This window comes from Microcoleus sp. Pol12B3, from assembly GCF_036701355.1.
Taxonomy (GTDB): Bacteria; Cyanobacteriota; Cyanobacteriia; order Cyanobacteriales; family Microcoleaceae; genus Microcoleus.
The window spans coordinates 6162-30512 of sequence record NZ_JAUBQS010000071.1; the positions used below are offsets into that span (position 1 = coordinate 6162).

The following is a 24351-nucleotide window of genomic DNA, read 5'->3' on the forward strand; positions in this document are numbered from 1 at the left end:
GGTTATTGGTTGGGTGGGGGCGGGTTTATCTAGATTGTCTGCTGGTATTAAATATTATTCGTAAAACCCGCCCCTACGATAGCGTGTAGGGGCGGGTTTCACCAACAATTTATGTGAAAAACTAACAATCTCAAAAACCCGCCCCCACCCAACTTGAGGATGTCGGGCGTTTCCATTCAATTAGTTTCCCCAACGAGTGGAGAGTGTTTAACGTTAATTTCCGTCGCTGCGATCGATTGTTTCCATTCAACCAGTTTTAAAAGATTTAGGTTTGCAGAATGCTGAGATTTTCAAAACAGCAGACGATTGGGTTTTGGTAACTCGAAAATAAGCGATCGTGTGTGCCCAAATTCTCGTAGGGGCGGGTTTCACCAACCATCTATGTCAGAAACCAACAATATAATAAACCCGCCCCCACCCAACGACTGAGAATAGTTATATTTAGCCCCGATTATGGGGCTTTTTTTGTGCTTGTTAATTCTTCGCAACTCGGATTGATTGCAGAAATTTGAGTTGTAAAAGTTTGTCTTTGGAGTTTTCTAGAGCTTAAAAATTAGAGCTTTTGGCACTACAGAAGGCTCTGATTTTTTAATTTCTGTTTGCGGTGTCGGGTGGAGTCGAAGCCTCCTTCGATTCCGCATTAATAGAAGACTTCGACATACTTTGTCTTAGCTATGTATTTCTAGCAAGTGACAAGTTAACTTGCTAGACAGTGCCGTAACCCTTCGGCTGGGGGATAGGACGATGCCTTAAAGACGTTACTCTATGCGGTAGAGGCGTCCCCTAAAGGCATCCCCCCAAAACTAGACTATTAGAAATCTAGTCTTTTGTCAACAGCTATTTATGGTTTCCCTTAAACTGTCGCATTAATAGAAGACTTCCACTAATTTTGTTTTAGCGTTTCCATTCAATTAGTTTCCCCAGCGAGTGGGCAGACAATGTTGCGTTGCACCTGTGTGACAGCGCTATCGCTAATTACGTTTCCATTCAATTAGTTTCCCCAGCGAGTGAGGAGTCAGAAAACCAACGTCCCGCATTCTCAGTATTTGGCGCGTTTCCATTCAATTAGTTCCCCCCGCGAGTGGGGATTTTCAGTATTCGGAGCCAAAGCTACTGATGAGTTGCTCGTGTTTCCATTCAATTAGTTTCCCCAGCGAGTGGGGAGCTTCTAAATACGCAGCATATCAAAACGAACGCAGACAACAGGTAACGTTTCCATTCAATTAGTTTCCCCAGCGAGTAGGGAGTTGTTTCACTATACACGAAACACACAAAGGTTTTGACAAGAAGTTTCCATTCAATTAGTTTCCCCAACGAGTGGGAATTTACGACGTATGGCCACATCATGCCAATCGTGGGCTACAACGAGTTTCCATTCAATTAGTTTCCCCACCGAGTGGGGAGTTGGAAACGCTCTCGATTGGCTGGTTGCAGCCGTTGGACTCAAGTTTCCATTCAATTAGTTTCCCCAGCGAGTGGGGAGGATGACACTGTAAGCACTTACCCTAACCCTAATTTAATTTAGTTTCCATTCAATTTGTTTCCCCAGCGAGTGGGAAAGTCAAGGGTCAAGAAATTCGCAGTTTCCACCGCTTCGTGTTTCCATTCAATTAGTTTACCCAACGAGTAGGGAGTGTTTGAAGACCCGTATTTTAATCCGGCACCACCAATCGCGTTTCCATTCAATTAGTTTCCCCAGCGAGTGGGGAGTATCATCAGCTTTCCCGGTGGCAAAATCGAATCAATTCCCCGGTTTCTTGGGAAGAGGAGTCGGGAAATAATATTCAAACTTTAAGACAGTTTGATGTTTCCATTTAATTAATTCCCCCAGCGGGTGGGGAGACAACAAATTTTTTGAAGGAACTTGGAAGATTCCGTTTCCATTCAATTAGTTTCCCCAACGAGTGGGGAGTTCCATCAGCCAAAGCTTTTTACACCACCTTTGGTATAGCAAAATCGTTTCCATTCAATTAGTTTCCCCAACGAGTGGGGAGGTGTGGTATCGATCTGTGGGCTTTAGCCCTTGGTCTGGTAAAGTTTCCATTCAATTAGTTTCCCCAACGAGTGGGGAGTCGCGTGTGGAGCCGAAATTGAAATGCCCCACCCCAACACGTTTCCATTCAATTAGTTTCCCCAACGAGTGGGGAGTTTTTTAGAGAAGCAAAACTTCCTTCAGTTAGTACCCCCGATGCGTTTCCATTCAATTAGTTTCCCCAACGAGTGGGGAGTGGGGCGAAAGTCGCAGACAAGACCTTTGAATACAGGAAAATGACGTTTCCATTCAATTAGTTTCCCCAACGAGTGGGGAGAACTTGCAGAAAAAGGCGAATACACAATCGCTTTACCGTTTCCATTCAATTAGTTTCCCCAACGAGTGGGGAGACTCGTTTGAGCGTAAGCTCATTCGATGGTTTGGGGATTTAAAGTTTCCATTCAATTAGTTTCCCCAACGAGTGGGGAGTCCTCTATGATACACCCAAGACAGCGCAAGGTGTCTAAAGGCTATTTGCGAGGCTCAGATATTTTTTGTGAAACTCACACCTGTGTTCGCTTACAATCATTGAAACCCTTGCCCAGTAAGGCTGCGAGGCTCGCGACGGAAAAAGGTCGTTTGAGCTAATTTACCACCAGCCTCGCAACCTTAGCTAAATAATCACTGACCCCGGTGCTTTTGTCACCGGCCCTCCCACTCCCAAAACTTCCACCTGTCCCAAAGTATGGCGCGACACCGGATAAAACCGGATGCTGCGTCTAGGTTGATTAACTTTCGCAGCCGTCGCCGGAGTCCTGTAAATCTGGCAGTTGACAAAACATACTCAAAGGTAGAATATTGTACCAATTTGCCATAACCTTTCAGGAAGTCATGCACCTTTTGCCTGCGCTTGTCAACTCGGAGATCGTAGACAACGATATAAAGCGGCATACTTTATCGAATTCTATTTTGTGTTGAATAGGGATGGTAAAGTTTAGCTTTAGATGCAAGTTCAAGAGAAAAACTTTAGTTAAGTTTGTTAGTCCGCCAGGGGTTGAAATCCCGGCGAAGCGGTAACTTCGTCGCGGATTTATTGGCTTATGTTTGCAGTTCGTAACGGGCGAGCGCATCTACCAATTCATCATGCACTTTCGCCATCAAACTTGCTGATTTTAACGAAACAAAGCTTTGCGGTGAAACAAAATTCAAACAGCCTAAAACCCTAGCTTCCCATTGTTCTCGACTATCAGTATTCCAAGCCTTAAACACATCTTTTTCCTGCAAGCCACGCAAAGAATGAAAAATAATATTTCTTTCATCTATAGTATTAGCAGCAACTACTTTAATGTGAGAATCTTGATTCCATTTATTTTGATCAGATTTTTCAAGTAAAGTAAATAGTGATTTACCAAACAAACCCACACTATTGTACTGATCATTTTTATTGGCATTAAACCAATGCCGTAAATTTTGAGGCAGATTCACATCATGGATATATGCTGTACTTGGTTGATTGGGATTAGAGTATTTAATTTTTGGCTTATACTTCTCTAATGCCCATTCTTTGATCGATCCTTCCACAGCGCGAAAACTGTGAAATAGAGCCTCAACCGTGTTACCCTGTCTAAGACGGATAACTCCTAAATAAGCAGCCTCATAGCCAGTCCACCACCACTGATTCAAACGCTCCTTTGCAACATCTCCCCTAGCCTTGCCAAAATCTTCAAACTTAGCAAAATTCCACTGTACAGCCATTGCTAATAAATCACGGATTTCCAGCAATAGCGGATCGGAAGAATCTTTCCAGTAAGGTTTTAAAATGCGCTCTACCCCCAAATAGTCATAACGACTTAATAGCGCTTTTGCTTCTTGAACTTGCATCCCCTGTAAATAAGTAGAGCTTTCTATAAAATCCCCCTTTTTGGCTAAATCTGGTTCATACTCGTTGCTCACCAAAAACTTGACTTTTTTACCAAACTTTGCTAGAGTTTCAAATTGAACCGCCGAAGAAATTGCCGGAGTTCCAGCTTGATGACTGACATAAAAGTTTGCACTTTTATCTAAATCCAAACTAGACAAAGCTTGTTGAACCAGAAACAGTGCTTTATTCCAACTATCTAACCCCTCATCTTTGGATTTAGGTTTCAATTCTAAGTAATCAATGGATTGAACTTGAGGAAATTTTTTCTTAAAATATTGCTCAAATATTGGTTTGAGCGTGCAAGTATCCTGCCAATAAGGACTTTTCTCTACTCTCCTATTTTCCTCATCAAAAACCGCTTCCTGATCGGTCATAATCAAGATTATTTTGTCAGGATTTGTTTTCCCTTTCTCTAACAGCTTTGCCGAAAAAGCATCCAGAAGCGGAAAGTGCAAATCCTCATAATATTCATCTGTTAACTGGCTGCCATAAACCATCCCCATCGCTCTAGCTGGTACAATGAAAGGTTCCTCATCATCAGTATTCGGCGGTCGTGTAGGTACAAAACGGCGATCGTATAATTGACTTCTAACCTTTTTGAACAAACTACCCCAATTGTCATCAGTTTTGAGTTTGACATCGCTGCTGCCAGTTGTCACAATCCAGATATTCATAATTATTCCTCAGTTGGCCAAAGTTTGATAAAGTCGCTCTGATTCTGTAAAAACTCAAGAAAATCTTGAGTTTTGTCCGATTTATCTGGAAAAATAGTCAAAAGCTCTACATACTCTTGCCTTTTTTGTCTCAATTCTCCATTTTTAGTTGTGAGATAGCGGGGATACATCCGGTGCCAAATGCGACCAATATTATTTAGTTTTCCCGTCAAATCGCTTTGCTTAATAGACTGATTTTTTGAGTACGGCCCGTGAAACCATTTAATTGCTTCGCTGCTATGCTGATCCTCAGCGATTCTTCCCCAAACTTCCACTTTGTCGGGATGCCAGACTTCACGCCAAGCCATAACCTGATGACTAGGTTCTAAATGATTAACTGTTAACCATTCTATTGCCCTCTGCTGACCCTCTGCCAGAAATTTAGTAATATTTTTGAGGTCAGGACTAGCAGCCGTGACGTACAAAGTTTTTGAACTTTCATTAAACTTCCAGTGGCAGCCGATCGCAGGTTTGTCATTTCTCTTAAAATACTCAGGGAAAAACAGGCTGTGCTCGACCCGCCGCCACGACTTGCCAAAACCGCCAAGCAAGAGAGCAAATTTAATTAAATAAGTGACAAACTTTTTTAACTCCTTCTGCGGATACGTATTATTTAGATTCACAATGTCCAGTCTTCCTGCCTGTAAATCGTAGGTAGGCATGACTACCGGATTCCTCGCCGGATAATATCTGTGTTCACCAAAATCGAGTTCCTCAGCAGTAAAGTTAATCCCCAACTGCCCGATAATTGCCCCTGTATCATCGCGTGTTTCAACAATTCCTCCCCAAAGTTTTTTGGTTAACAGTTGTGCTGTATTGGCATCTGTGACCCCTGCCAACAACCGCAAAGTATGACCCCGCAGCGCAGCTTTAAACATATTGGGTCGAAATTCTGGGGTTCTATTCAGTAGTTGCGACGTTAACCCGCAGCCGCTCAAATTGACAGAAACTAAGCATTTATCGGCGCTTTCTACCTCTGCCATGCGACCATAACCTGCACTTACCCTAGAACCAATTCCGTGCCCTAAAGCTTTTTCCCAAATTTGCCAAATTTCCTCCCATTCTTGTTTTCCAAGCTGCTTGTTGCTGGAAATGCCAAATTGTAATTTACACTGATAAAGCGAGATTTGCACGTTAGCGCTGGTGACGGCATTTTCCATCACTTGGCGCTTTTGCTGAGAGTGAACGACATCGACTAAACGCTCTTTTTCTCCCCAAGACATATCAGTGGGGAAGCCGCCGTGAAAGCGCAAAATTCCTGGTTTTGCACTACGCTGTCCGTCCTCTACCACCTCTCCCCCGCAGTATCCTTCTCGTTTTTCTGGAGGACACGATCGCCAGAAAGCCCCTTTCATGCTAGAACCAGGATAAAATGGCAAACCTTTCGCGCCAATTATGGGTCGAATGACGCCTTCATCTTGTCCACTGTTTGTAACTAAACGCCAGCTAATGGTGTATTGTTTTGTTTCCACTCCTTGCCCGAATTCAGGCATTTTTACGGGTGATTTAGTTCGACCTCGTTTGTAGAGGGGAACGCTTTCATCGGCTTTTTCGGGGACGGGAGGACAGCATTCTAACCATTGTTCCACCCATTCAGAAGCGGGGCCAGCATCGCCGGCGTACTGAATTTTGCCCCTTCCTTCCAATTGAGAGCGAAACATCAAAGGAACGCGATCGCTATCACTCATCTTCTTCACCTCCATTATTGCCATTATTCTTAGTAGGCTTATAACGTTGAGTCCACCACACCATACTGTCACAAAGTTGAGTCAGCACAGCTATAGCTACTTTGCGCTGTTCTACAGGAAAATCCCATAATTTATTGGCCATAATTTTAATGGCTGCTGTATCGTCAGAACTGACATTATCATTGGGAATTTTAACGCCCGCATTTGCCATAATTTTGACTAGCGCCTTCCAAGTATCCCGCCAATAATCAGCCTTATCTCGATCCTTGACTAACCGAAACTGTTCTCCCCAAAATCGCTCTAAACCATAAGCAACTGCAACACGCATTTTGTATGCTTGATTGAGAGCGTCTTTTTTGTCACGATATTTGACAACTAAATCGTGAGCCTCTTGGTCTAATTTGTAAGATTCCCAAGCCATAAATTATACTTCCTTTAAGGTTAGATAGCAGTGACCGAAACCAATTGATTCTAAACCGCCGAGATAAATATCTGTGCCAGTAGACGCGCCAAAAGGTTGCCAAGTCTCTTGGTTTTCTTTGAGGGCGATCGGAAATACTAAAATTGTGCCTTCTGGCAAAGCTTCAGTATTAAAAAAAGCACCTTTTTTAGCCTTTTTTTCCTCTTTGTCTAAGGCAACTCGACTCTGACGATATAAGGCCATATCGTGAATCATGGCAATTTCATCATCAGCCACAACAACGGCTGGTAATTCCTCTCCTAAAGGAAACCAAGCAGACAAATCCTGAGTTTTCTCAACTGTTAAAAAGCCAAAGTTAAAAAATAGCTTTGGTTTGCCATTTACGTCGAGAGCTTTTAAGGTTTGAGAACCTGTATAACTAGCTGGAGGTTTAGCTGATTTGAGAGATGTACCATCTTTTAGCTTGACATAATCTCCAGCAATCCGCTGATAGCGTTTCAGCAAACGAGGACAAGTTACCCAAACAATTGGTTGACCCGGACAAAATACTGGCAACCACAGCAGCGAAGCATATTCAAACTTAACTACAGACTCAGTGGTACTGTCTGGTTTCCCGGATTCTGCTTCCTGACCGTACCATTTATTAGCTTCCGTTTCTCCCCGACTGCGGCGGATTTCCGATCGCAATCTTCCCCGAATCGAACTACCGGGAATAATGCCAGTTTGAGTAAACTGGTCGCGAAAAATTAAGTTTAAGTTGCCGCTTTCTTCACCAGCCGTTGCTCCCACATGAACAGGAGCAAGGGTTTCAATAATACCGTAAGCTTTTTTGTACATTATTCAACTCCTTGAATTTCAATGGGCAAACACAAACCGCATCCAACTTGTTTCAGGCTAAAACCTTCTTTGGGAAACCAATTTTCGGGAAATTCCCACCAAGTTTTATCTAAAGGTTCTCTGAGAAGATAGACAGTTCCGGGAGGAACTGCATAGCGTCCGCGTCCCATTTGTCCTTTCGCGCGGTAGCGATAGGAAATGGGTTTATCTGTGAGCATCTCCGGTCGTTTTTGGGAGAAATCTTCATTTTTGGGATAGCGGTATGAAAATTTGTTAGAACCCCAAACTCCCGGTGTTATCAAAGCAAATGAGCGCTGAATAGGTTGGCGTAAAAGTTTGACAATGGGACTGTCATCATCGAGTAAAACACTCTTGATTTCTACTAAATGATTTTCGCCACCAAAGCGATACCAACCATCTGCTAAAGGATGAGTTGAGAGATAAACTAGACAACATTCATCATCCATCTGCACGGAATTTTCCAAAAACAAACCATCTTCTGCTAAAGTACAGCGTTCGTCATCTTTTGTTTTGGGGTGCAAGATAGGGACGTATTTCCAAGGAATATCGGCAACATCGCCATTTTTCTTAATAGCAGCAGTCTTATTTACCCAAGAATTAACGGTTTGCCAACTATACTCAGGATCTAAATCTTCTGATTCGCGATGCCATTTCCCCGATTTCATTTTCCATTCATCCACGCCTTTTTTAGAAATAATTTTGTGCCAAGGAATGGGGACGTAAAAGTATTGAGGATCGTCTGATTTTGCCCAGAATGGGCCAGCGACAAACAAATTATCACTAAGTTCTTTTGGAGAAATATAGGACTTAACTTTGTTGCTGCTGAAAAATAGACCAGAGAGGGTAGCTGCTTCTGGAGGGAATTTTGCCCCAGAACGTCCGACTAGATTTTCGGGCGATAAAAATCCGCCAGAACTCCCGTACATAAATCCTAAAGGACTTATAGTGATGAGATATTTGAACATAGCTGCCATCCGACATTTATTAGGTCACTAATCCAGTAAATAACTTGTTTGGATTTTTCTGGATTTGGGTAATCGCCGACGATGTGCTTCCAGTTTTTTTCTAAATTCTTCTCGTCTTGAAAGTAAAGTTCAAAAAGAGCTAAAGCTAATTCATCATTTGGGCTGTTTTCCTGGGGGTTAAAACTAATAGCATGACGATTTTTGAGATGAGCTAAATCCTTGTAAACATGACTCCAGTTTGGCTTTTGATCCCAGCTTTTGCCGTCCCGGTCTTTGTATTGTTTGAGAATGTGCAAATAATCCCAAGGACAAGTCCACTGCACGTATTGACCGCTGTTAAAAACTACTCGAATTGTAACGCGATCGCGCCCCAAACTTTTCGCCCGTTTTTCGGCTTCTCGACAGTGTTGAAGAATATCTCGCTGCGGCACTCTATGACCGGCCCAAACAAAACCAACACTTAGGTTAATATCCTGTCCGTGCTTTTTCCATTCATCGGACAATCCCATTAACCATTCTAATGCCTCTATAGGTTCTGGGGGCTTTTCGGGTTTGCTGCTGTAAATTACACCGAGGAAGTCGTCACCGCCGGCATAAACAATCCGCCCTTGGTCTTTGGGGAAATTCTTGATAAATTTTTCTCCCCAATCCCGCATAGCCTCGCTGAACTTGTTTAGACCTTCATCACCTTCTTTTTGAGCAATTTCCTGAAGTTTTTTGCCAACTTTATCGCCATCTCCCATAAACCAGCCAGTCCAGTGTTCTGGTTCACGAATAATGTCGCTAAATCCTGCTTCAAGCGGAGATATCCCAATGTTTCTGGCAATATCTTCGTCGCGAGTAACTAACCGCTTAACTAACTCAGGGATGCTCAATCTTTCATTAGGTGCAAGAAATTTTCCTTCGGGTTTGCCATCTGGGGGAAGATTTTCTAAGACACAGGAAAGACGTTGATAGAAATCCTTAAGTTCAGCTTTTTCTGTATCGGATAGCTGTCGCCCCGGTTCTCGATGTTCTAAACCTAAACGCGGCCAGGCGATCGCATCCGTGCCAGTCAAACTCGAACTGTCGCCAATCCAGTTAATCGCCGTCCAATCGCGACGCAATTTGCGAGTTTCTAGATTCTTCATCGCAGATTCTATGGAATCTCCGTGTCCCCAAAATATCTCCCAAGTGTACAAACCCCATCGCATCCACTCTTGCTGCCAAAAGTATTCTTCTTTAGGAGGTACTTCTCGTTCTATCCACACTCGACATTCATTTAATATTTCTTGCCATGACTTCTGAAGGGTATTTGTCACGTCATTCCTGGAAAATTCCCCTTCTCCTTTCAGAAGTATCCGATTGGGCATTCCTTTCTGGATGTTCGGAAAACCGGGAGAAATGACATTTAAACCTGATTTTTCGGCTTGCTTTACTAGCTTGTAACTCAGATAAGACAGAATCAGTGAAGCCCCAAATAAATCTCGGAGTTTGCGGGATTTCTCGATAAAGCCTTGAACGGGGGCAAAGGCGATCGCAGTGTATGCAGGCATAAATTCAATTTTAAGGCGGGCAATGCCCACCTGAATGCTGCTGGTAGTGTCCCAAGTCGCTAACTGCTTAAGTTCTACTCAACTCAATATATCAGCCGAGCCAGCTTCATGTCTTCAGATTCACAATATTTATCAAACTTGCTGCAAAGCCTAAAGTTCTGTAAATAATAGTCTCCCGACCTTTCTATATTTTTATGTCAATATTGTCTTTTACTTGACTTTTAAGCAACTTACCATATCCACCCATCATGGCCAAAAAACCAACCCCTCACCCCTACGCCGACAAACTAACGTTCGATCGCATCATGCTCCTCATCGCCACATTAGTAAACCATCCCGGAATCGGACACTCGAACACCGAAACATCGGACAGTAAATATCACGATGCTTTGCTAGAAGTTCAATCTCAATTACAGAAAATTGCCGCCGAATTCAACATCGAATTTCCCGAAAACTATCCCGCAACTCCCACAATTCGTAAAGACTTAGAAACTTTGCGCCACTACGGAATCCTCGACAAAAGAATGTATCGCTTCGGCTATTATCTCGGTACCGGCGCAATGAATCGCGAAGAACTACTATTCGCATTTCAAGTAATAGCATCTCAAGCCAAATATCAGGGAAATCCCCAAGCCCGCCAAATTTGTGAAAAACTCACGAAACTGTTGCGCGGATTAGATATCGAACTCAAAGGTAAATTGTTTTATCCCGTTCGCGAACACCTAAATCGTGCGATTATTTACACCGATCCTGTAGAAATGCTCGATCGCCAAGAATATCGGAATACCCTATTTCACAAACTAGACATCGTAGAAACAGCAATTGTTCGGGGTCAGGCGATCGAACTTTACCGTCAAGATGATTATTACGGTAAAGGCAAGGTCGGTTTCCGGCGAATCTGGCCCCTGCAACTGATCTATCACGATATCGCTTGGTACATGATTTGCGAATCTTGCGACAACGGGCATTTGAGCGTAGAACGGGTGAATCGCTTTAGTGACTACTGCGAAATTATCGATCCAGAAGGGCGCGGTTTAGCCGTACAGGAACACCGTTTGAAAATAGCTCAAAAGTTGTTAAAAAACGGCTGGGGGCTGTTCTTGGGCAAGCCAGAGCAACAGCAGGCAGAATTGCAGGGTCAACTGAAGTTAGAAAAAGTGAAAGTGCGGTTTTTTGAGAAAGTAGTGGGATTTATCTTAGAGGGCGATCGGCGGCATCCGCGACAAAAGATTAAAGAAGGCCCAAGGGATAGTTTGGGCAAAGTGCTTTATGTGGATTATCAGATCGATTTGCCCGATCGCTCTCTGAACGAATTTAGTCTGTGGGTGAACAGATATATGGATAGCGCCCAAGTGCTTTCCCCGCCGAGTTTGGTAGAAAAACACCGACAAGCAGCGAGAGATTTAGCCGATCGATACGGCTTGTAATCGTGGGGGCGGGTTTTATCAACCATCACTGTCTAAAACAAACCATCTCAAAAACCCGCCCCCACCCACTAAGAATAGTTAGTTAAGCTGTTGGGCCTCTAGATTCTATTTTTGGGCTGGCGGGACACCCCACAAGAAGTTCATCAAACTTAACTGTAAAATTTAGATGTGCCGGGGCCGATCACCTGTTAATTATTCTGTCATTGTTTCGCTGTACTGCATTTCTATTTTTAACGCCGCTTCAACTCTTTGATACTCCGCCTCAACCTCTTCTAAAAGCGCACTGGCCGGATCGGGTAAAGGCTGGTTAGCATTCGTTCCGATGCGGCCCATGATTTCGAGTTGCTCGCACAGCTCAAACAGGCGAAAAGCACCGAGAGTACCGCTAATCGACTTCAAAGAGTGAGCCGATCGCCGCAAAGCCAGCGGATCGGCGTTGCTCAGGGCCATAGAGATGCCTCGCAGCAGTTCGGGAGCTGTTTCGAGGTAAATCTCGATCGCCTCGTCCAAAGCTTCCACTTCTCGCAGTCCCTCTATAATCTTGGCACTTAGGGAATCCCCACTCTCTGACAAAGCCCGATCGAGATTTGATGCACCACAATCGACGACTGCGTGCGAATTGGGAATTGTCAGTTGTGGATTTCCCGCAACAGCCACATTCGATCGCACTTCTAATTCACTCGTTCCTTCGATCTGTTCCGCCGGGGCATCCAAACAAACAATCGGCTGCAGGCGATCGAATGCAGAGTTCGATCGAGATTTACACGCTATCAAAGCTCGCACCAACTGATCAATTGCGATCGGCTTGCTCAAATAGTCGTCCATTCCCGCAGCCATACACTCTTCGCGATCGCCCTGCATCGCATTTGCCGTCATCGCCACAATCCAAGGCCTAGGTGGTTTTAGATTTGGGATTTTCGATTTTCGGTTGTTAGATTCCTCGCCAGTCAATTTTGGATTTTGGATTCTGGATTTTCCATTATTAGATTGCTCATCTGTTGCGGAAACTTCGGATCCTCCCGCGGGATTTTTGGTCGCGTCTCGATTATGAGATTGCTCATTTGTTACGGCAACTTCTGATTCTCCCGTGTGATTTTCTACAGTTAAATCTGCTGAAAATTGCTCGCGGATGTGGCGGGTAGTTTCCAGTCCGTCCATTTCCGGCATTTGCACATCCATCAGCACCACATCATAAGGCTGGCGGCGCAAAGCTTCGAGCACTTCGATACCGTTTCCCGCCACATCTGCGCGATACCCCATCCGCTGTAAAATTTGCAAAGCTACCTTCTGATTCACCAAATGATCGTCAGCCAACAGAATCCGCAGGGGTAAGTCCTCAGCCAGCACGGGTATGCTTTGCAAGAAAGCCCCGCTAGTGCGCTGCCCTTTAAATTCAGTTGTCTGTTCTCCAAAAATATTGATTAAAACATTGTAAAGCTGAGATTGTTTGATGGGTTTATTCAAAAAAGCAGCAAAATCCATCTCCATAGCAGGGGGGTGAATTTCTTGCCTGCCGATCGAAGTTAGCATCACTAACGGCAACCTTTCGCAACCAGGATACCGGCGAATTTGCTCCGCTAAAGCTAACCCGTCCATTTCCGGCATTTGCATATCCAAAACTGCCAAGTCAAACATCTCTTTAGCAGCCAGCCAATCTAAAGCCAAACGAGCCGAATCTGAAGCCCTAGCCACCATTCCCCAAGACTGAGCTTGGAGAGTCAAAATTCTGCGGTTGGTAGCATTGTCATCGACAATTAAGACTCGCTTACCACTTAATTCAGGTTGAGAATTGCTCAAGTTAACTGGTAAGGAATTCTTGCAGCCAGAAACGATCGTACTAAAATAAAAAGTAGAGCCAACGGATTTCGTATTTTGGCCGATCGGCTTGTTGCTGACTACAGATTTGCCATAGCCATATTTTTCGGCAATTTCGCAAGATTCTGCCCATCCCAAATCAAAAACTGCCGACGATCTAAAATCGGCAGGAGGATTGCCCGCGACACTACCCATACTTTCCACCCACATCCGGCCGCCCATCATTTCGGCCAAACGCTTGCTAATTGCCAAACCCAGCCCGGTACCCCCGTACTGCCTGCTCGTTGAAGAATCAACCTGGCTGAAAGATTTAAATAGCCGATCCATGCGATCGCTCGGAATGCCGATACCAGTATCTTTAACCGCAAAATGTATTTCGTATGCTGGGTTAATTACTGCCGATTCGCCATTAATTGCTGGCGGTTCTTTAGCGTTAGCCGCGGACACTGAAATCTTTTTGGCAGTCACCGCCACCACCACTTCTCCAGTTTCGGTAAATTTAACCGCGTTACTGAGCAAGTTGATTAAAATTTGCCTCAAGCGGGTGCTATCGCCGATCGCCGTTGTCGGTACAGTACGATCGATCAAGTAACCCACTTCCAGTTTTTTTTCTGCCGCCTTAGCAGCTACCAAGTCTAGAGATTCCTCAATGCAAGTGCGGATGTCAAACGGATGTTCCTCCAAGTCCAATTTGCCCGACTCAATTTTCGAGAAATCTAGAATATCGTTGATCAGCGTCAGCAAGGCATCGCCGCTGCTGCGGATAGTTTCTACAAAATCGCGCTGTTCGCGAGTTAAGGGGGTATCCAGCAGCAAACCGGTCATGCCGATGACTCCGTTCATCGGAGTGCGAATTTCGTGGCTCATGGTGGCTAAAAATTCGCTTTTGGCTCTAGTAGCCGCCAGTGCTTGATCGCGAGCTTTTGCCAAATCTACGTCGGTTTGCTGGCGTTCGAGTTCGCTTCCCACCCACTGAGCCATCAGTTTCACCAACTCTCTGTCTACAACTCGGAACGGTTCTGTCACAGGAGTTGGAGAAAAGAAGCACAGAGTGCCGTAGACTTCACTTCCCACCGTGACGGGAATGCCCATGTAAGCTTCAATGGGGAAGGCTCGATCGTCCGTGTTGAAGGAAAAACCAGAAAATCTTACCGACTCAAAGTAAATCGGTTCTTTTGCCATTGCCGTAGCGACGCAGAAAGTTTTTTCCAGATCGTAGATTTGGTCTTTGACGATCGACCCGTCGGGACACTCAACAGCCATTATTTGATAGTTGTCGCCTTGAATGCGGGACAAAATGCCCACGGACAGGCCTAAATGTCGGCATCCCATTGCCAGCAGTTCTTGGAGGCGCAAATCAAAGGTAGAGAGGTGGTTGAGCGGGTCTGTACGGGGAGCGGAAGTCACTTGGTACAAAGCTTTGATTGCAGCTTCGCTTTCCCGCAGTTCTTGTTCTGTTTGCTTCCGCACGCTGATGTCGCGGGAAATGCCGATAATTTCTTGGACTTCGCCGGTTTGGGGATCGCTGATCGTGCGGCCGGTGGTTTCAAACCAAATGTATTTGCCGTCTTTGCGGCGGATGCGGTAGCTAACGGTGTAAGTAACTGGGAGCGCCAGGACTTTCCAGTGAGCCTTGGCAATGGTTTCTAAATCGTCGGGGTGAAAATAATCGTTGGGGACGCGGCCGAGGAGTTCCGAAGGTTCGTATCCCAGCAAAGCCCGGCTGGCCGGCGAGACGTAAATAAATACGCCTTTGGGGTCGTGTCTGGTGATCATGTCGGTTGAGTTTTCTGCCATCAACCGATAGCGGTCTTCGCTTTCATTACGTTCGACTTGAGAATTACCCAATGCTTCTAGCATTCTGTTGATGCCGTCTGCCAAGCTTGCGAGTTCATCTGCTCCTGCCATATGAACCCGCAAGTCGGGGTCGCCGTTGGCTGCGATGTTGCTGACGCTGGTGCTCAAGGAAGCCAATCTTGCTAAGACTAATTTTTCTAGCAACAGCAGGGTGATCGCGCTAAATATTAAACCTACTGCCAGTATTGATAAGGTAAACAGCTCCAAGGTAGCCTGACCTTGGCCGTAGATGATGCGATCTGTCTCTACTCGCAGCAGCAGCGCTAGGTTGCCGTGGATGTCGCGAATCAGGGCGTATCCTGCGACTAAGCTGTCGCTGAGCGGCTCCACTAAAATTTCTACTGATTTGAGGTGGGAAATTTTGAGTTTGAGATTTTCCAAATCCTGCCTAGATGGAGCTATCGCCTTGGCGCCATGCCCGGAGTAGTTCGTGGCTCCCACTTTAAAATCCAAACTCGGCAATCTAAAATCTACTGACAGATGAGTTAGTTTTGAAAGCAAACCGATTTCGCTGCTGTCGAGATAGCGTCCGACGATCAGGGTTCCGCGCGGTGGGCCTTGGGCGTTGCTGTTGAAGATCGGCTTTGAAGCAATCAGCAGCGTGGCTTCTGGCAGGGTGAGGACGCCTGTTTTGGCGGGGCGATCGCCCGAACCTGTCGAGGAGTCTAGCAGCGCCTCGATCAAGTGCTGTTTTAAGCTTTCGGGAATTGGGATTTCGGTTTTGGATTTCAGGTCGAAACCTTTGCTGAATATCGTCTGACCGTTGGAGTCCAGCAACACCAATAAGTTTAGTCTCAAGTAAACAAATGTCGAATCGACGAAATTTGACTTGACAAATTTTTCGTTTTGTGTTAATGCGAAAGAGTAAGTATCGTCCCACTCGGCGTAATCTTGGGCGCTGGTGTCTAAATTCGACAAATCGTCATCTAATGCGTCCAAAGCCCGCGCGACATCCTGGCGGACGTACTGTGCCTCCAGGTTGTGAAAATCATGCAGCAAAATAGTTGATGCAGTGGCATAGAGAACCACAATCAGGCTGATCAGCGCTGCACTGATGATTAATAGTGTTTTTTTTCGGAGTTGCATGGCGTCGCCCTCCTCACGGTGCTACTCGGCAACTAGCCAGGAGAGGTTTGAGACGTAGGTTGTTTAGCATTGGCGATCGCAGGGCCTGCGTGTTTTGACTTTTCTGGGCTGGCTTGGCAAAGCCCTTGGTATTTCCAAGGTATCCGGTATGTTGCCCCCCACAGTCAGTGTAGTATTTTCACAGCTTTAGTTCCCTATTATGCACAACCTAATGGCTTACAAGTTATAACCTGACGATCGGCATCTTCAAAGGAAACGGGCGATCGAACTTTTTGAGTTCGCGTTTGATACTAGCGCCACCAGGGAGGCAGGCGGTTGAGAGAACAGGCGTGCTGGGTTTAGAACCCTACTATTACTGTACCTAAAAAATATTGAGGAGAGACCGGACTGTCGCGTCGAGTTTTTCCGGCAAAAAGATTCTTATTCCAAGAGCTTTTTTGATTTGTGTTGTTTTACAGCAATCCTTGCAGGAGTGGTGGAATACACCCAGAAGTCAATCCAGCCTCGAAGCCTGAACCACGTTGATAACTGACGAAAAAATTGCGATCGCAGAGGTAAGGAATATCCGCCGAATTTTCATTTACATCCGCCAATAAAATAGACCATCTAAAAATTATGCTTTTGACTTTTTTATTGTGAACGAAGCAAAACTGCTAATTAAAATGTATAAACTCACAGTTTGAAATCTCCTCAGTAAACTTGTAGGAGCGGATTTACGAATAACCTTAAAAAGTACCAACAAATTAAATAAACCAGTTCCCAATCCCCGACAACATCCTTTAATAACAGTAGTGCCTGATATCAGTATAAACTCACATCAGGCACTATCTGCAATTCGATCGCAACTTGAGTCTTTTTTATCGGATGACGGCTAAAGCACCGGCGCCTGCTGCAGCAGCGGCCGAAGAAAGAGCGGTGAAAAACAGCCACCAAGAGGCAACTTCTGCTGCTTTCCGGGTTTCTTCGGCTTGTTTTTCGGCTTGCAGTTTGATGCTTTCGAGGCGAAGCTGCGCTTCTTGCTGCAAGCGTTCTGCTCTTTGCAAGACGCTGTTGCGGCTTCTTTCAATTTGGTCGATCAAGCGGTTGGCATCTGCTTCGGAAATGTCCTCGCGGGAACTCATTAGTGCTACTAAAGTATCGCGATTGAAATGACCCAGCCGATCGCGCAAAGCGTCAAATCCGGCTTGCGGATCGTCAAATAGCTTCCGCACGTCCCGCGTAATGCCTTCATAGTTGAGTTCAGGGCGATCGAGCGAATTGAGGTAATCCCGAATTTTTCCGAGAATCCCATCAATTACCGACTGAATACCCTCCTGTATTTTCTGAATTTGCATTGCGAACTCATCGCGCACCGACAAAATTCCATCAACAATGCGATTGGCTTCTGCTTCAGAAATATCCGGCCGCTGAGACAGTAGAGAAACAACTGTAGCTCGATCGATGTGTGACAAGCGCTCGCCCAAACTGTAAGCGCCAACTTTCGGGTCATGCAGCAGCAGTTGCAAGTCGCGCTTGATGGCTTCTGGATTTAATTCATCCTTGCCCGTATTACGCAAATAATCTTCTAAAACACTTTGAAAATCGTGCACTTGGCTTTGCACCCGTTTTGCCAAACGGCGCGGCGCTTTCACAATCGATCCAAGAGTTTCCTGCACTTGGTCGATAATTTGATTGACTTGTTCCTCACTCAAATCTTGTCTCTGAGAAAGCAGTTTTACCAAAGTATCGCGATCGACTTGAGACAGGCGGCCGCGCAGTGCTAAAGCTCCTTCTTTGGGATTTTCCAGCAGTTTTGTCAAATCCCGCTTAATTCCTTCAGGATTGAGTTCTGATTTGCCAGTATTGCGAAGGTAATCTGCAAGGGCGGTAGTGGTTTGGTCGTACTGATCCTTAGCTTTTTCGGCCAACTTTTGCGGCGCATTCAGCGCGCTGTGCCAAGTTTCTTCGGCGCTGTCGAGAAGCTGATTTACTTGGTCTTCGCTGAGGTCTTTTCGCTGAGATAGCAATTTTACCAAAGTTTCGCGATCGAACCTAGAAGCTCTAGCTCTCAGGGCCCACATTCCTGCTTCTGGGTTATCCAGCAGCGTTTTCAAATCGCGCTTGATGCCTTCGGGATTGAGTTCTTCTTTGCCCGTAGACTTCAAGTATTCTTGCACTCTTTGCCACTGGTTGTCTAGTCGGACTTGTGCAGCTTCTTGCAGACCTTTAGCATCTGCTAAAACTACATCTCGCGTCCTTTCTAACTCTTGAACAATCTGTTCTACTTCCTGGAATCCGAAGTTTTCGCGACCTCGGAGAATTTGCACAAAACTGTCGCGGGTGTAAGGAGAAAGCCGATCGCGCAACTGTTCGTAACTAGCATCGGAATCCTCTAAGATTTTTTTGAAATCGCTCCCGATAGCTGCTGCTGTCAGTTCTTCTTTCGGAGTCAGCTTCAAATAAGTTTCTACCCGCCACTGCAAATCGCGAGATTTTTCTTGCTCCTCGGCAAAGATCGCGGTTTGTAAAACGCGCTGTCTAATTGCTTCTAATTCCTGGGAAATTTGTTTAATTTTGTCTTGGGTAAAAACACCTCTACTAGCCAGGATTTCGGCAAAATAAGACTGTTTTAGTTTTTCTAATTCGCGGCGCACAGTTCCCGGATCGGCTGTAGGATCGTAGAGAACGTCCCGAAATTCGCGCTCGATGGCTTGGGGGTTCATCTGCCACGAATAAGTGTTGAGCAGGTAGTTTTCTACGTCGGCACGAATTGGGCTGTATGTTACGGGTTCGCCTTTGACTTGAGCGGTAATTTTATCAGTTTGCTGGGTAACTTTGTCTTTAGCTTCTTTGAGCTGACCGACTACTTTTTCAAGATCCAAGTCAGAAATATCCGTGCGACCCAATACTATTCCCATTAAAGCATTGACTGCCATTGTCGTTGCTTGGGACATCATGGTCGGGCTTTGTCCAGAGTTTTGACCGCTCAGATTGCTGAGAGCTTTTTCTACCCTACTTGCCAATTTATCTGAGACCAAATCTCCCGATTTGGCCGATTTGAGATAGTCTACTAATTGGGCGATGCCGTCTGATTGCTGCCCTTGTTTTCCTACTTGTTTCCAAGCATCTTGAAGTTGGTCTACAATCCGGTTAACGTCGCGTTTTGATAAGTCCGATCGCGAACTTACTAAATCTACGAGAGTTTGCCGATCGAGATTCGGCAAATTTTCGGCTGCAATGGTTTTTAGTTGCGGATCGTTAAGCAATTTTTCAAACTCGCTACGCATCCCTTTGATGTCTAATTCTGGCGGTTTGAGGCTTTGGATGTAGTCTTCGACGTTTTCGCGCAAGCTTGTAGGGTCGATCGCGCTACCGAGTTCATGGCCCACTGCTGCTGCTGCTGCTTTGGCTGTGGCGACGACTTGGTTGCTGGCTGCTTTGGCGCCGATGGCCGAGGCTGCGGTGCCGACAATGGCTTGAAAGCCTGATGTGGCGGTGTTGACGACGGAACCGATTAAGGAACCGACGGTGGTGGAACTCACCCAAACAAGCATTGAGAAATAGGCTGCCCAAACGACTAAACCGACGATCGCACCTAAACCGGGACTGCTAATCAAGCTGAGCTTAACTGCTAGCAAGCAAGCAAAGAATAGGGCAACGGTGACGGTGACTAGCGTCCAAGTACCTACCTTTCGGCCGATGTGGCGGACTGGGGAGCTCCCGCTATCCGAGTGGTGGCCGTCGTCGTGGGATTGTCCCATGTACGACAGGCCCGCGGCTACTGATAAATTTGTTAGCAAGAGTTGGAAAGCGCACGCAAGTACAACTCCAGCTATCAAGGCGATAAAAAATTGCGGCCCGGAATAAAGGAGTGCTGCGTCTTCTGCTGTGTTTGTAGTAGTCTGCTCTACTGGCACTTGGGCCAGCCAGAACCCGATGTTATACAGTTGTGGATTTATTGGCAAATTTTGATACATAGTATATTCCTCGTTAAGAGTGGGTGCGCGCGCTCATTGGCGCAAGTTAACCAATGTATAGTTTTAGACTCATGCCCCCAATGGCAAGCATCGCCTTATTGACGAGCTAAAGCATCCCCCTACAGTTGGAAGTGTAGAAATATGTCTGCGGCCGGCTGTTACTTTAGGAATCTTTGTGCTATGTAAATTGGCAGTTGTGAAGTTGTTAGTTCTCAGTTATGAGTAAGGTCCGCTGCGGCGCATCCGAGATAGATGGTAGTAATGGTAAGTCGGATTAAAATAATGGCAGAGGAAAATCTTTGGTCGATCGATATTAAGAGTCGGCACAGAAGCCAAGACAAATTGTTCACAATTCATCAACCAATGTCATGGCAAATTAGCTTTGAAGGAATTCGATAGTGCAGCGAGAAAATCATGCAATTATTATTGGGGGGAGTTTAGCAGGACTGTTGGCCTCTAGAGTATTAGCAAAACACTTCGACCGAGTAAGTATTGTTGAACGAGATTTTTTTCCTGAACAACCCGCACCTCGCCCAGGAATTCCTCAATCCAGTCACCTTCACATCCTTTTAAATCGGGGAAAAATCATCCTAGAAGAGTTGTTTCCCGGCTTGGAAAACGAACTGATATCTGCTGGTGCTCCTAGGTTAAATCCGAAGTCGATCGGGTGGTTTAGTCCGGCGGGTTGGGCACCACAATTTAGCCCGGATCTAAATGATTTAATTATGTTCAGTCGGGATTTACTGGATTGGCAAATTCGCCGCCGATTGGCTGAAAATACGAACGTGCATTTCCTCGAAGGAGGCACCGTAACGGGGTTGCTGGCGAATGCCTCGCGCGCGAAGATTGCTGGCGTATCGGTGGGTTTTCGCGATCGCCACAACCCGAGTAACATCCATGCAGAGAATTTGTATGCAGATTTAGTAGTCGATGCTGGTGGCAAAGTTTCCAAAACACCTCAATGGTTGAAAAGTTTGGGCTATGAACCTCCGCAAGAAACCGTTATCAATGCTTTTGTCGGCTATGCAACCCGGATCTATAAATGCAGGGGTAAATTGTCAGACACAGCCCCAGTATTTGTATCACCAGGACCGCCGTTCCGTACCCGCGGTGGTGCAATTTTTCCGCTCGAAGGCAATCGCTGGCTGGTGGGTTTCGCCGGGGGCGATCGCGATTATCCCCCGACAGACGAAGCAGGTTTTCTAGAATTTGCCCGCAGTCTGCCAACCCCGACAATTTATGATGCGATTAAAGATGCAGAAGCAATAACACCTATTTATAGCTATCGAGGTACAGAAAACCGTTTGCGACACTACGATCGCCTCTCCCGTTATCCTGAAAATTTGGCAGTTATCGGTCATGCAGTTTGCGCTTTCAACCCAGTTTATGGCCAGGGAATGACCGTTGCTGCACTGGATGCTCAGATGCTAGATCGATGGCTGCAAAAGCAAAGAGAGCGGTATCCAGAAGGCGATTTAACAGGCTTTGGGCTACAATTTCAAGAAAAATTAGCAAAATTACACACTATTCCTTGGATGTTTGCCATCAGTCAGGATTCCCGCTATCGCGGAAGTACAGGTGCAAAACTAAACCTTGCTACGCGGCTGACAATTGATTACATGGATCTAGTGTTAAAAGTGCTAGTCGGAGATGCTAAAGTTTGTCAAGCATTTTTGGAAGTTCTACACATGATTGAGTCGCCGGCTGTACTTTTTCATCCCAGTATTGCGCTTAAGGCGATCGGGCAATTAGTCACGGTTCGGCAGAAGGCAGAATTAAGATCGAGAGTTTATACAGAATCAGGTTAGTTTTGCCAATTCTATTTTTTCACCGCAGAGGAAGGAAGATCGACGCAGATGAAATCCTATTTATCTGCGTTGATTTAACCTGATATGATGTTCCCTGGAACCGGGATGATAAAAAGCGTGACTTTTGCGACTGCGGTTTTCGGGTATTTCACGTAATTAAGATGGGTAAAATCCGCTTTATTACCGCAATTGTCGGTTTTTGAAATAAATCTAATGGATTGATTTCAAAAAATGTTTGTGGTCACGACTTACCCACAGGACTTAAGAAACCGGGTTGTTTCCCCATATCCCTCGCGCTTCACGCTATATTTTCGTAAACAAATCGGTTTCTGCAGCCTAGAATAATATAGACTTGGGCAATTCTCACTTGCCAGTCAAACAATCTAATTGTTGTTGCATTTGGGTGGTAACTCGCTCGAAACAAGCATCAACATAATCGCGATCGCGCGCCGCCTCCGAACCGTACCTCTCAAATACAATCGGTTCGCAGACGCGAGTCCGAATTTGCACGGGTAAAGGCAAGTTCGGCAAAGGCCCAACACTCAATCCCCAAGGCAATCCCAAATACACCGGCAATACCACTGGATCGATACCAAATAGCCACGGCATCCCCAATTCATGCAATTGCTTTGCTTGTTCGTACAAATCTGCCAAAACTATCAAAGTATCGTGGGCACCGTGGGATATGATTGGTAAAATTGGCACTTCTTCTCGCAATGCTAATTTGATAAATCCCTTGCGTCCGGCAAAGTAGATTTTATCGCGCAAGTTGTGGGGGCGGAAAACATCTTGAGCGCCGCCCGGATAGACGAGAACTGGGGCATTTTTCCGCAAAGCTGCGATCGCCATTTTCGGATGCGCCTTGAGGGCTCCACACTGAACCGCCATGCTAGCAACATCAGGAGAAACTTGCCAAACCGTGGGGTGCATCAATCCGTAGGCCAAGCGTTCCGTGCCGTACCTGCGGAACCATTCGTATAGGAACATAAACATATCGGGAGCGGCGAGTCCCCCGTTGTGAGAACCGACAACAAGCATTTTTCCCTGAGCGGGGACGTTGTGCCAGCCGTCGCTTTGTACGCGAAAATAGTAGCGGTACAGCCATTCCCAGATTGGCAACAGAAGCTTAATGAAGTCAGGATTGCGATCGTCTAAAGATAGACCGTCAAAGGGATATTTAGAGGATTTGCTGTCTTTTTTGTTAGTAGTTTTTGTCACTGCAAAAATATTTAACGCTTCGATCATTATATAGCAGAAGGAAGAAAATTCTAACTCTCGAAGAGAGAAGGCTTGAGTTATTTGGGAAAGAAGGAATAATGGAGGAGATTAGTTGGCCTTTTCCTCTTCTTGTGTGTGCGCTAATCGCCCTCGCCCTGCGAAAAAATTTTTTTTTATGATTAATTAATATACTCCAATTCCGAAGGAATCTACCGCATTAGTTTGAGCAAGTGAAAACCTCATAAACATCTAGCGCTGTTGCTATAGCAATATAATTAAATCAGAATTGGCGCAAATATTTGGTTTCTGATTTGACCGGGCTGGTTTTGTTCGGAGGTTTTGTGCTGGTTGTCTCCACAGGAACAAAACCGTTTGCAAACAGCTACAGCAACTGTCGCTGATGGCGGGACGGCTTTAGCGACAAAAACACAACTGTGTCTCAAGCCGATAAGTTTCCGTTTTGGAAGATTTTATCAAATTGACGCCAGGCATCGGGTCAAGGCTAGCGATTTGTGCTGTTTGCCACAATTTTAAGAGGACTTACCCACGTACTACGATTTTCTGTCGGAAGATAAAGTAGTGAAGCAATCTCAAACCCTTGATTTAACGGCCTTGAGTGCGTAAGTCCTGTTTAAGTAAGGTACGATCGATAGTGGAGATCGAAGAACTGTATCCGGCTTCCGACACCCCAGTACGACGATGGGGTCGAGCGCGCCAATCGCCTGTCACTCAGAATCTGGCAGCATCTCAAGCACCATCTCTGTCTTGAATCTGCCAAGAATTCACCTGAAATGTAGCCCTATATTACTCAACTGCAACAACTGACAGCTAAATAGTTTAACGAACACCTGACAAGATATTGGCGGACAACAGATGACTTGGATTCCTAGCAAACTGTGCCGCATTTAAACTGTTAACTGTTGAGTTTTGACTTTCCCGCTCTCCCATTCCCCGACTCGGACACTCTCGCCTTCTCCCTTCCCCGCTCTGCCATAATGAGTCATTTATAGGCCAATGGCACTGAAAAAGTGAGCAAAAAAAATCTGTAAGGCAATCTATATATAGATCATTGCCTTACAAACACAAAAATCTATCTCTATTATGTCAAATC

At 45.5% G+C, this 24351-nt stretch carries 12 protein-coding genes and 1 CRISPR repeat array; of the genes, 2 read left to right on the plus strand and 10 right to left on the minus strand.

Features of this window, described 5'->3' with window-relative positions:
• The first annotated feature begins 1806 nt into the window (after positions 1 to 1806).
• A CRISPR array of direct repeats spans positions 1807 to 2461; the repeat unit is 36 nt; unit sequence GTTTCCATTCAATTAGTTTCCCCAACGAGTGGGGAG.
• Between the two features lie 213 nt (positions 2462 to 2674).
• The 7 genes from cas2 to QUA53_RS24910 all read right to left on the minus strand — a co-directional run bounded on the left by cas2 (position 2675) and on the right by QUA53_RS24910 (position 10073).
• Entirely contained in the window at positions 2675 to 2923 is a 249-nt protein-coding gene (gene cas2, locus QUA53_RS24880) for a CRISPR-associated endonuclease Cas2 (protein ID WP_333100342.1), read from the minus strand.
• Between the two features lie 147 nt (positions 2924 to 3070).
• Positions 3071 to 4567, minus strand: coding sequence for a hypothetical protein (locus tag QUA53_RS24885; RefSeq protein ID WP_333100343.1), 1497 nt, complete (start codon positions 4565 to 4567; stop codon positions 3071 to 3073).
• A 2-nt stretch (positions 4568 to 4569) separates the two neighbouring features.
• Entirely contained in the window at positions 4570 to 6294 is a 1725-nt protein-coding gene (locus QUA53_RS24890) for a hypothetical protein (RefSeq protein ID WP_333100344.1), read from the minus strand.
• Positions 6287 to 6715 carry a hypothetical protein gene (locus QUA53_RS24895; RefSeq protein ID WP_333100347.1) on the minus strand — a complete coding sequence of 143 codons (429 nt, stop codon included), beginning with the start codon at positions 6713 to 6715 and terminating at the stop codon, positions 6287 to 6289. Before QUA53_RS24895 ends, QUA53_RS24890 begins: the two co-directional genes overlap by 8 nt.
• Positions 6716 to 6718: 3 nt before the next feature.
• Positions 6719 to 7552: a type III-B CRISPR module RAMP protein Cmr4 gene (gene cmr4 / locus QUA53_RS24900; RefSeq protein ID WP_333100350.1), complete on the minus strand. Its 834-nt coding sequence runs from the start codon at positions 7550 to 7552 to the stop codon at positions 6719 to 6721.
• Positions 7552 to 8547: a CRISPR-associated protein gene (locus QUA53_RS24905; protein WP_333100353.1), complete on the minus strand. Its 996-nt coding sequence runs from the start codon at positions 8545 to 8547 to the stop codon at positions 7552 to 7554. The genes cmr4 and QUA53_RS24905 overlap by 1 nt, the downstream gene beginning before the upstream one ends.
• Complete coding sequence (locus tag QUA53_RS24910) at positions 8514 to 10073, minus strand: Cas10/Cmr2 second palm domain-containing protein (RefSeq protein ID WP_333100355.1); 1560 nt, start codon at positions 10071 to 10073, stop codon at positions 8514 to 8516. Before QUA53_RS24910 ends, QUA53_RS24905 begins: the two co-directional genes overlap by 34 nt.
• Before the next feature lie 248 nt (positions 10074 to 10321).
• On the opposite strand from QUA53_RS24910, the gene QUA53_RS24915 reads away from it, so the two are divergent.
• Positions 10322 to 11500, plus strand: a complete 1179-nt coding sequence (locus QUA53_RS24915; protein ID WP_333100358.1) for a WYL domain-containing protein — start codon at positions 10322 to 10324, stop codon at positions 11498 to 11500.
• A gap of 192 nt (positions 11501 to 11692) precedes the next feature.
• Here the strand turns inward: QUA53_RS24915 and QUA53_RS24920 are convergent, their stop codons facing one another.
• Positions 11693 to 16258 (minus strand): response regulator, encoded by a 4566-nt coding sequence (locus tag QUA53_RS24920; RefSeq protein ID WP_333100361.1) that lies wholly within the window; start codon positions 16256 to 16258, stop codon positions 11693 to 11695.
• Between the two features lie 857 nt (positions 16259 to 17115).
• Positions 17116 to 20214 (minus strand): MFS transporter, encoded by a 3099-nt coding sequence (locus QUA53_RS24925; RefSeq protein WP_333100363.1) that lies wholly within the window; start codon positions 20212 to 20214, stop codon positions 17116 to 17118.
• Between the two features lie 398 nt (positions 20215 to 20612).
• On the opposite strand from QUA53_RS24925, the gene QUA53_RS24930 reads away from it, so the two are divergent.
• On the plus strand, positions 20613 to 22022 hold the full coding sequence (locus tag QUA53_RS24930; RefSeq protein WP_333100365.1) for a 2-polyprenyl-6-methoxyphenol hydroxylase-like oxidoreductase: 1410 nt from the start codon (positions 20613 to 20615) through the stop codon (positions 22020 to 22022).
• 363 nt (positions 22023 to 22385) lie between these two features.
• On the opposite strand, the gene QUA53_RS24935 is transcribed toward QUA53_RS24930, so the two are convergent.
• The gene (locus QUA53_RS24935) at positions 22386 to 23267 is read right to left on the minus strand and encodes a lysophospholipid acyltransferase family protein (protein WP_333100366.1); all 882 of its coding nucleotides are present in this window, start codon (positions 23265 to 23267) and stop codon (positions 22386 to 22388) included.
• Between the last annotated feature and the right edge of the window lie 1084 nt (positions 23268 to 24351).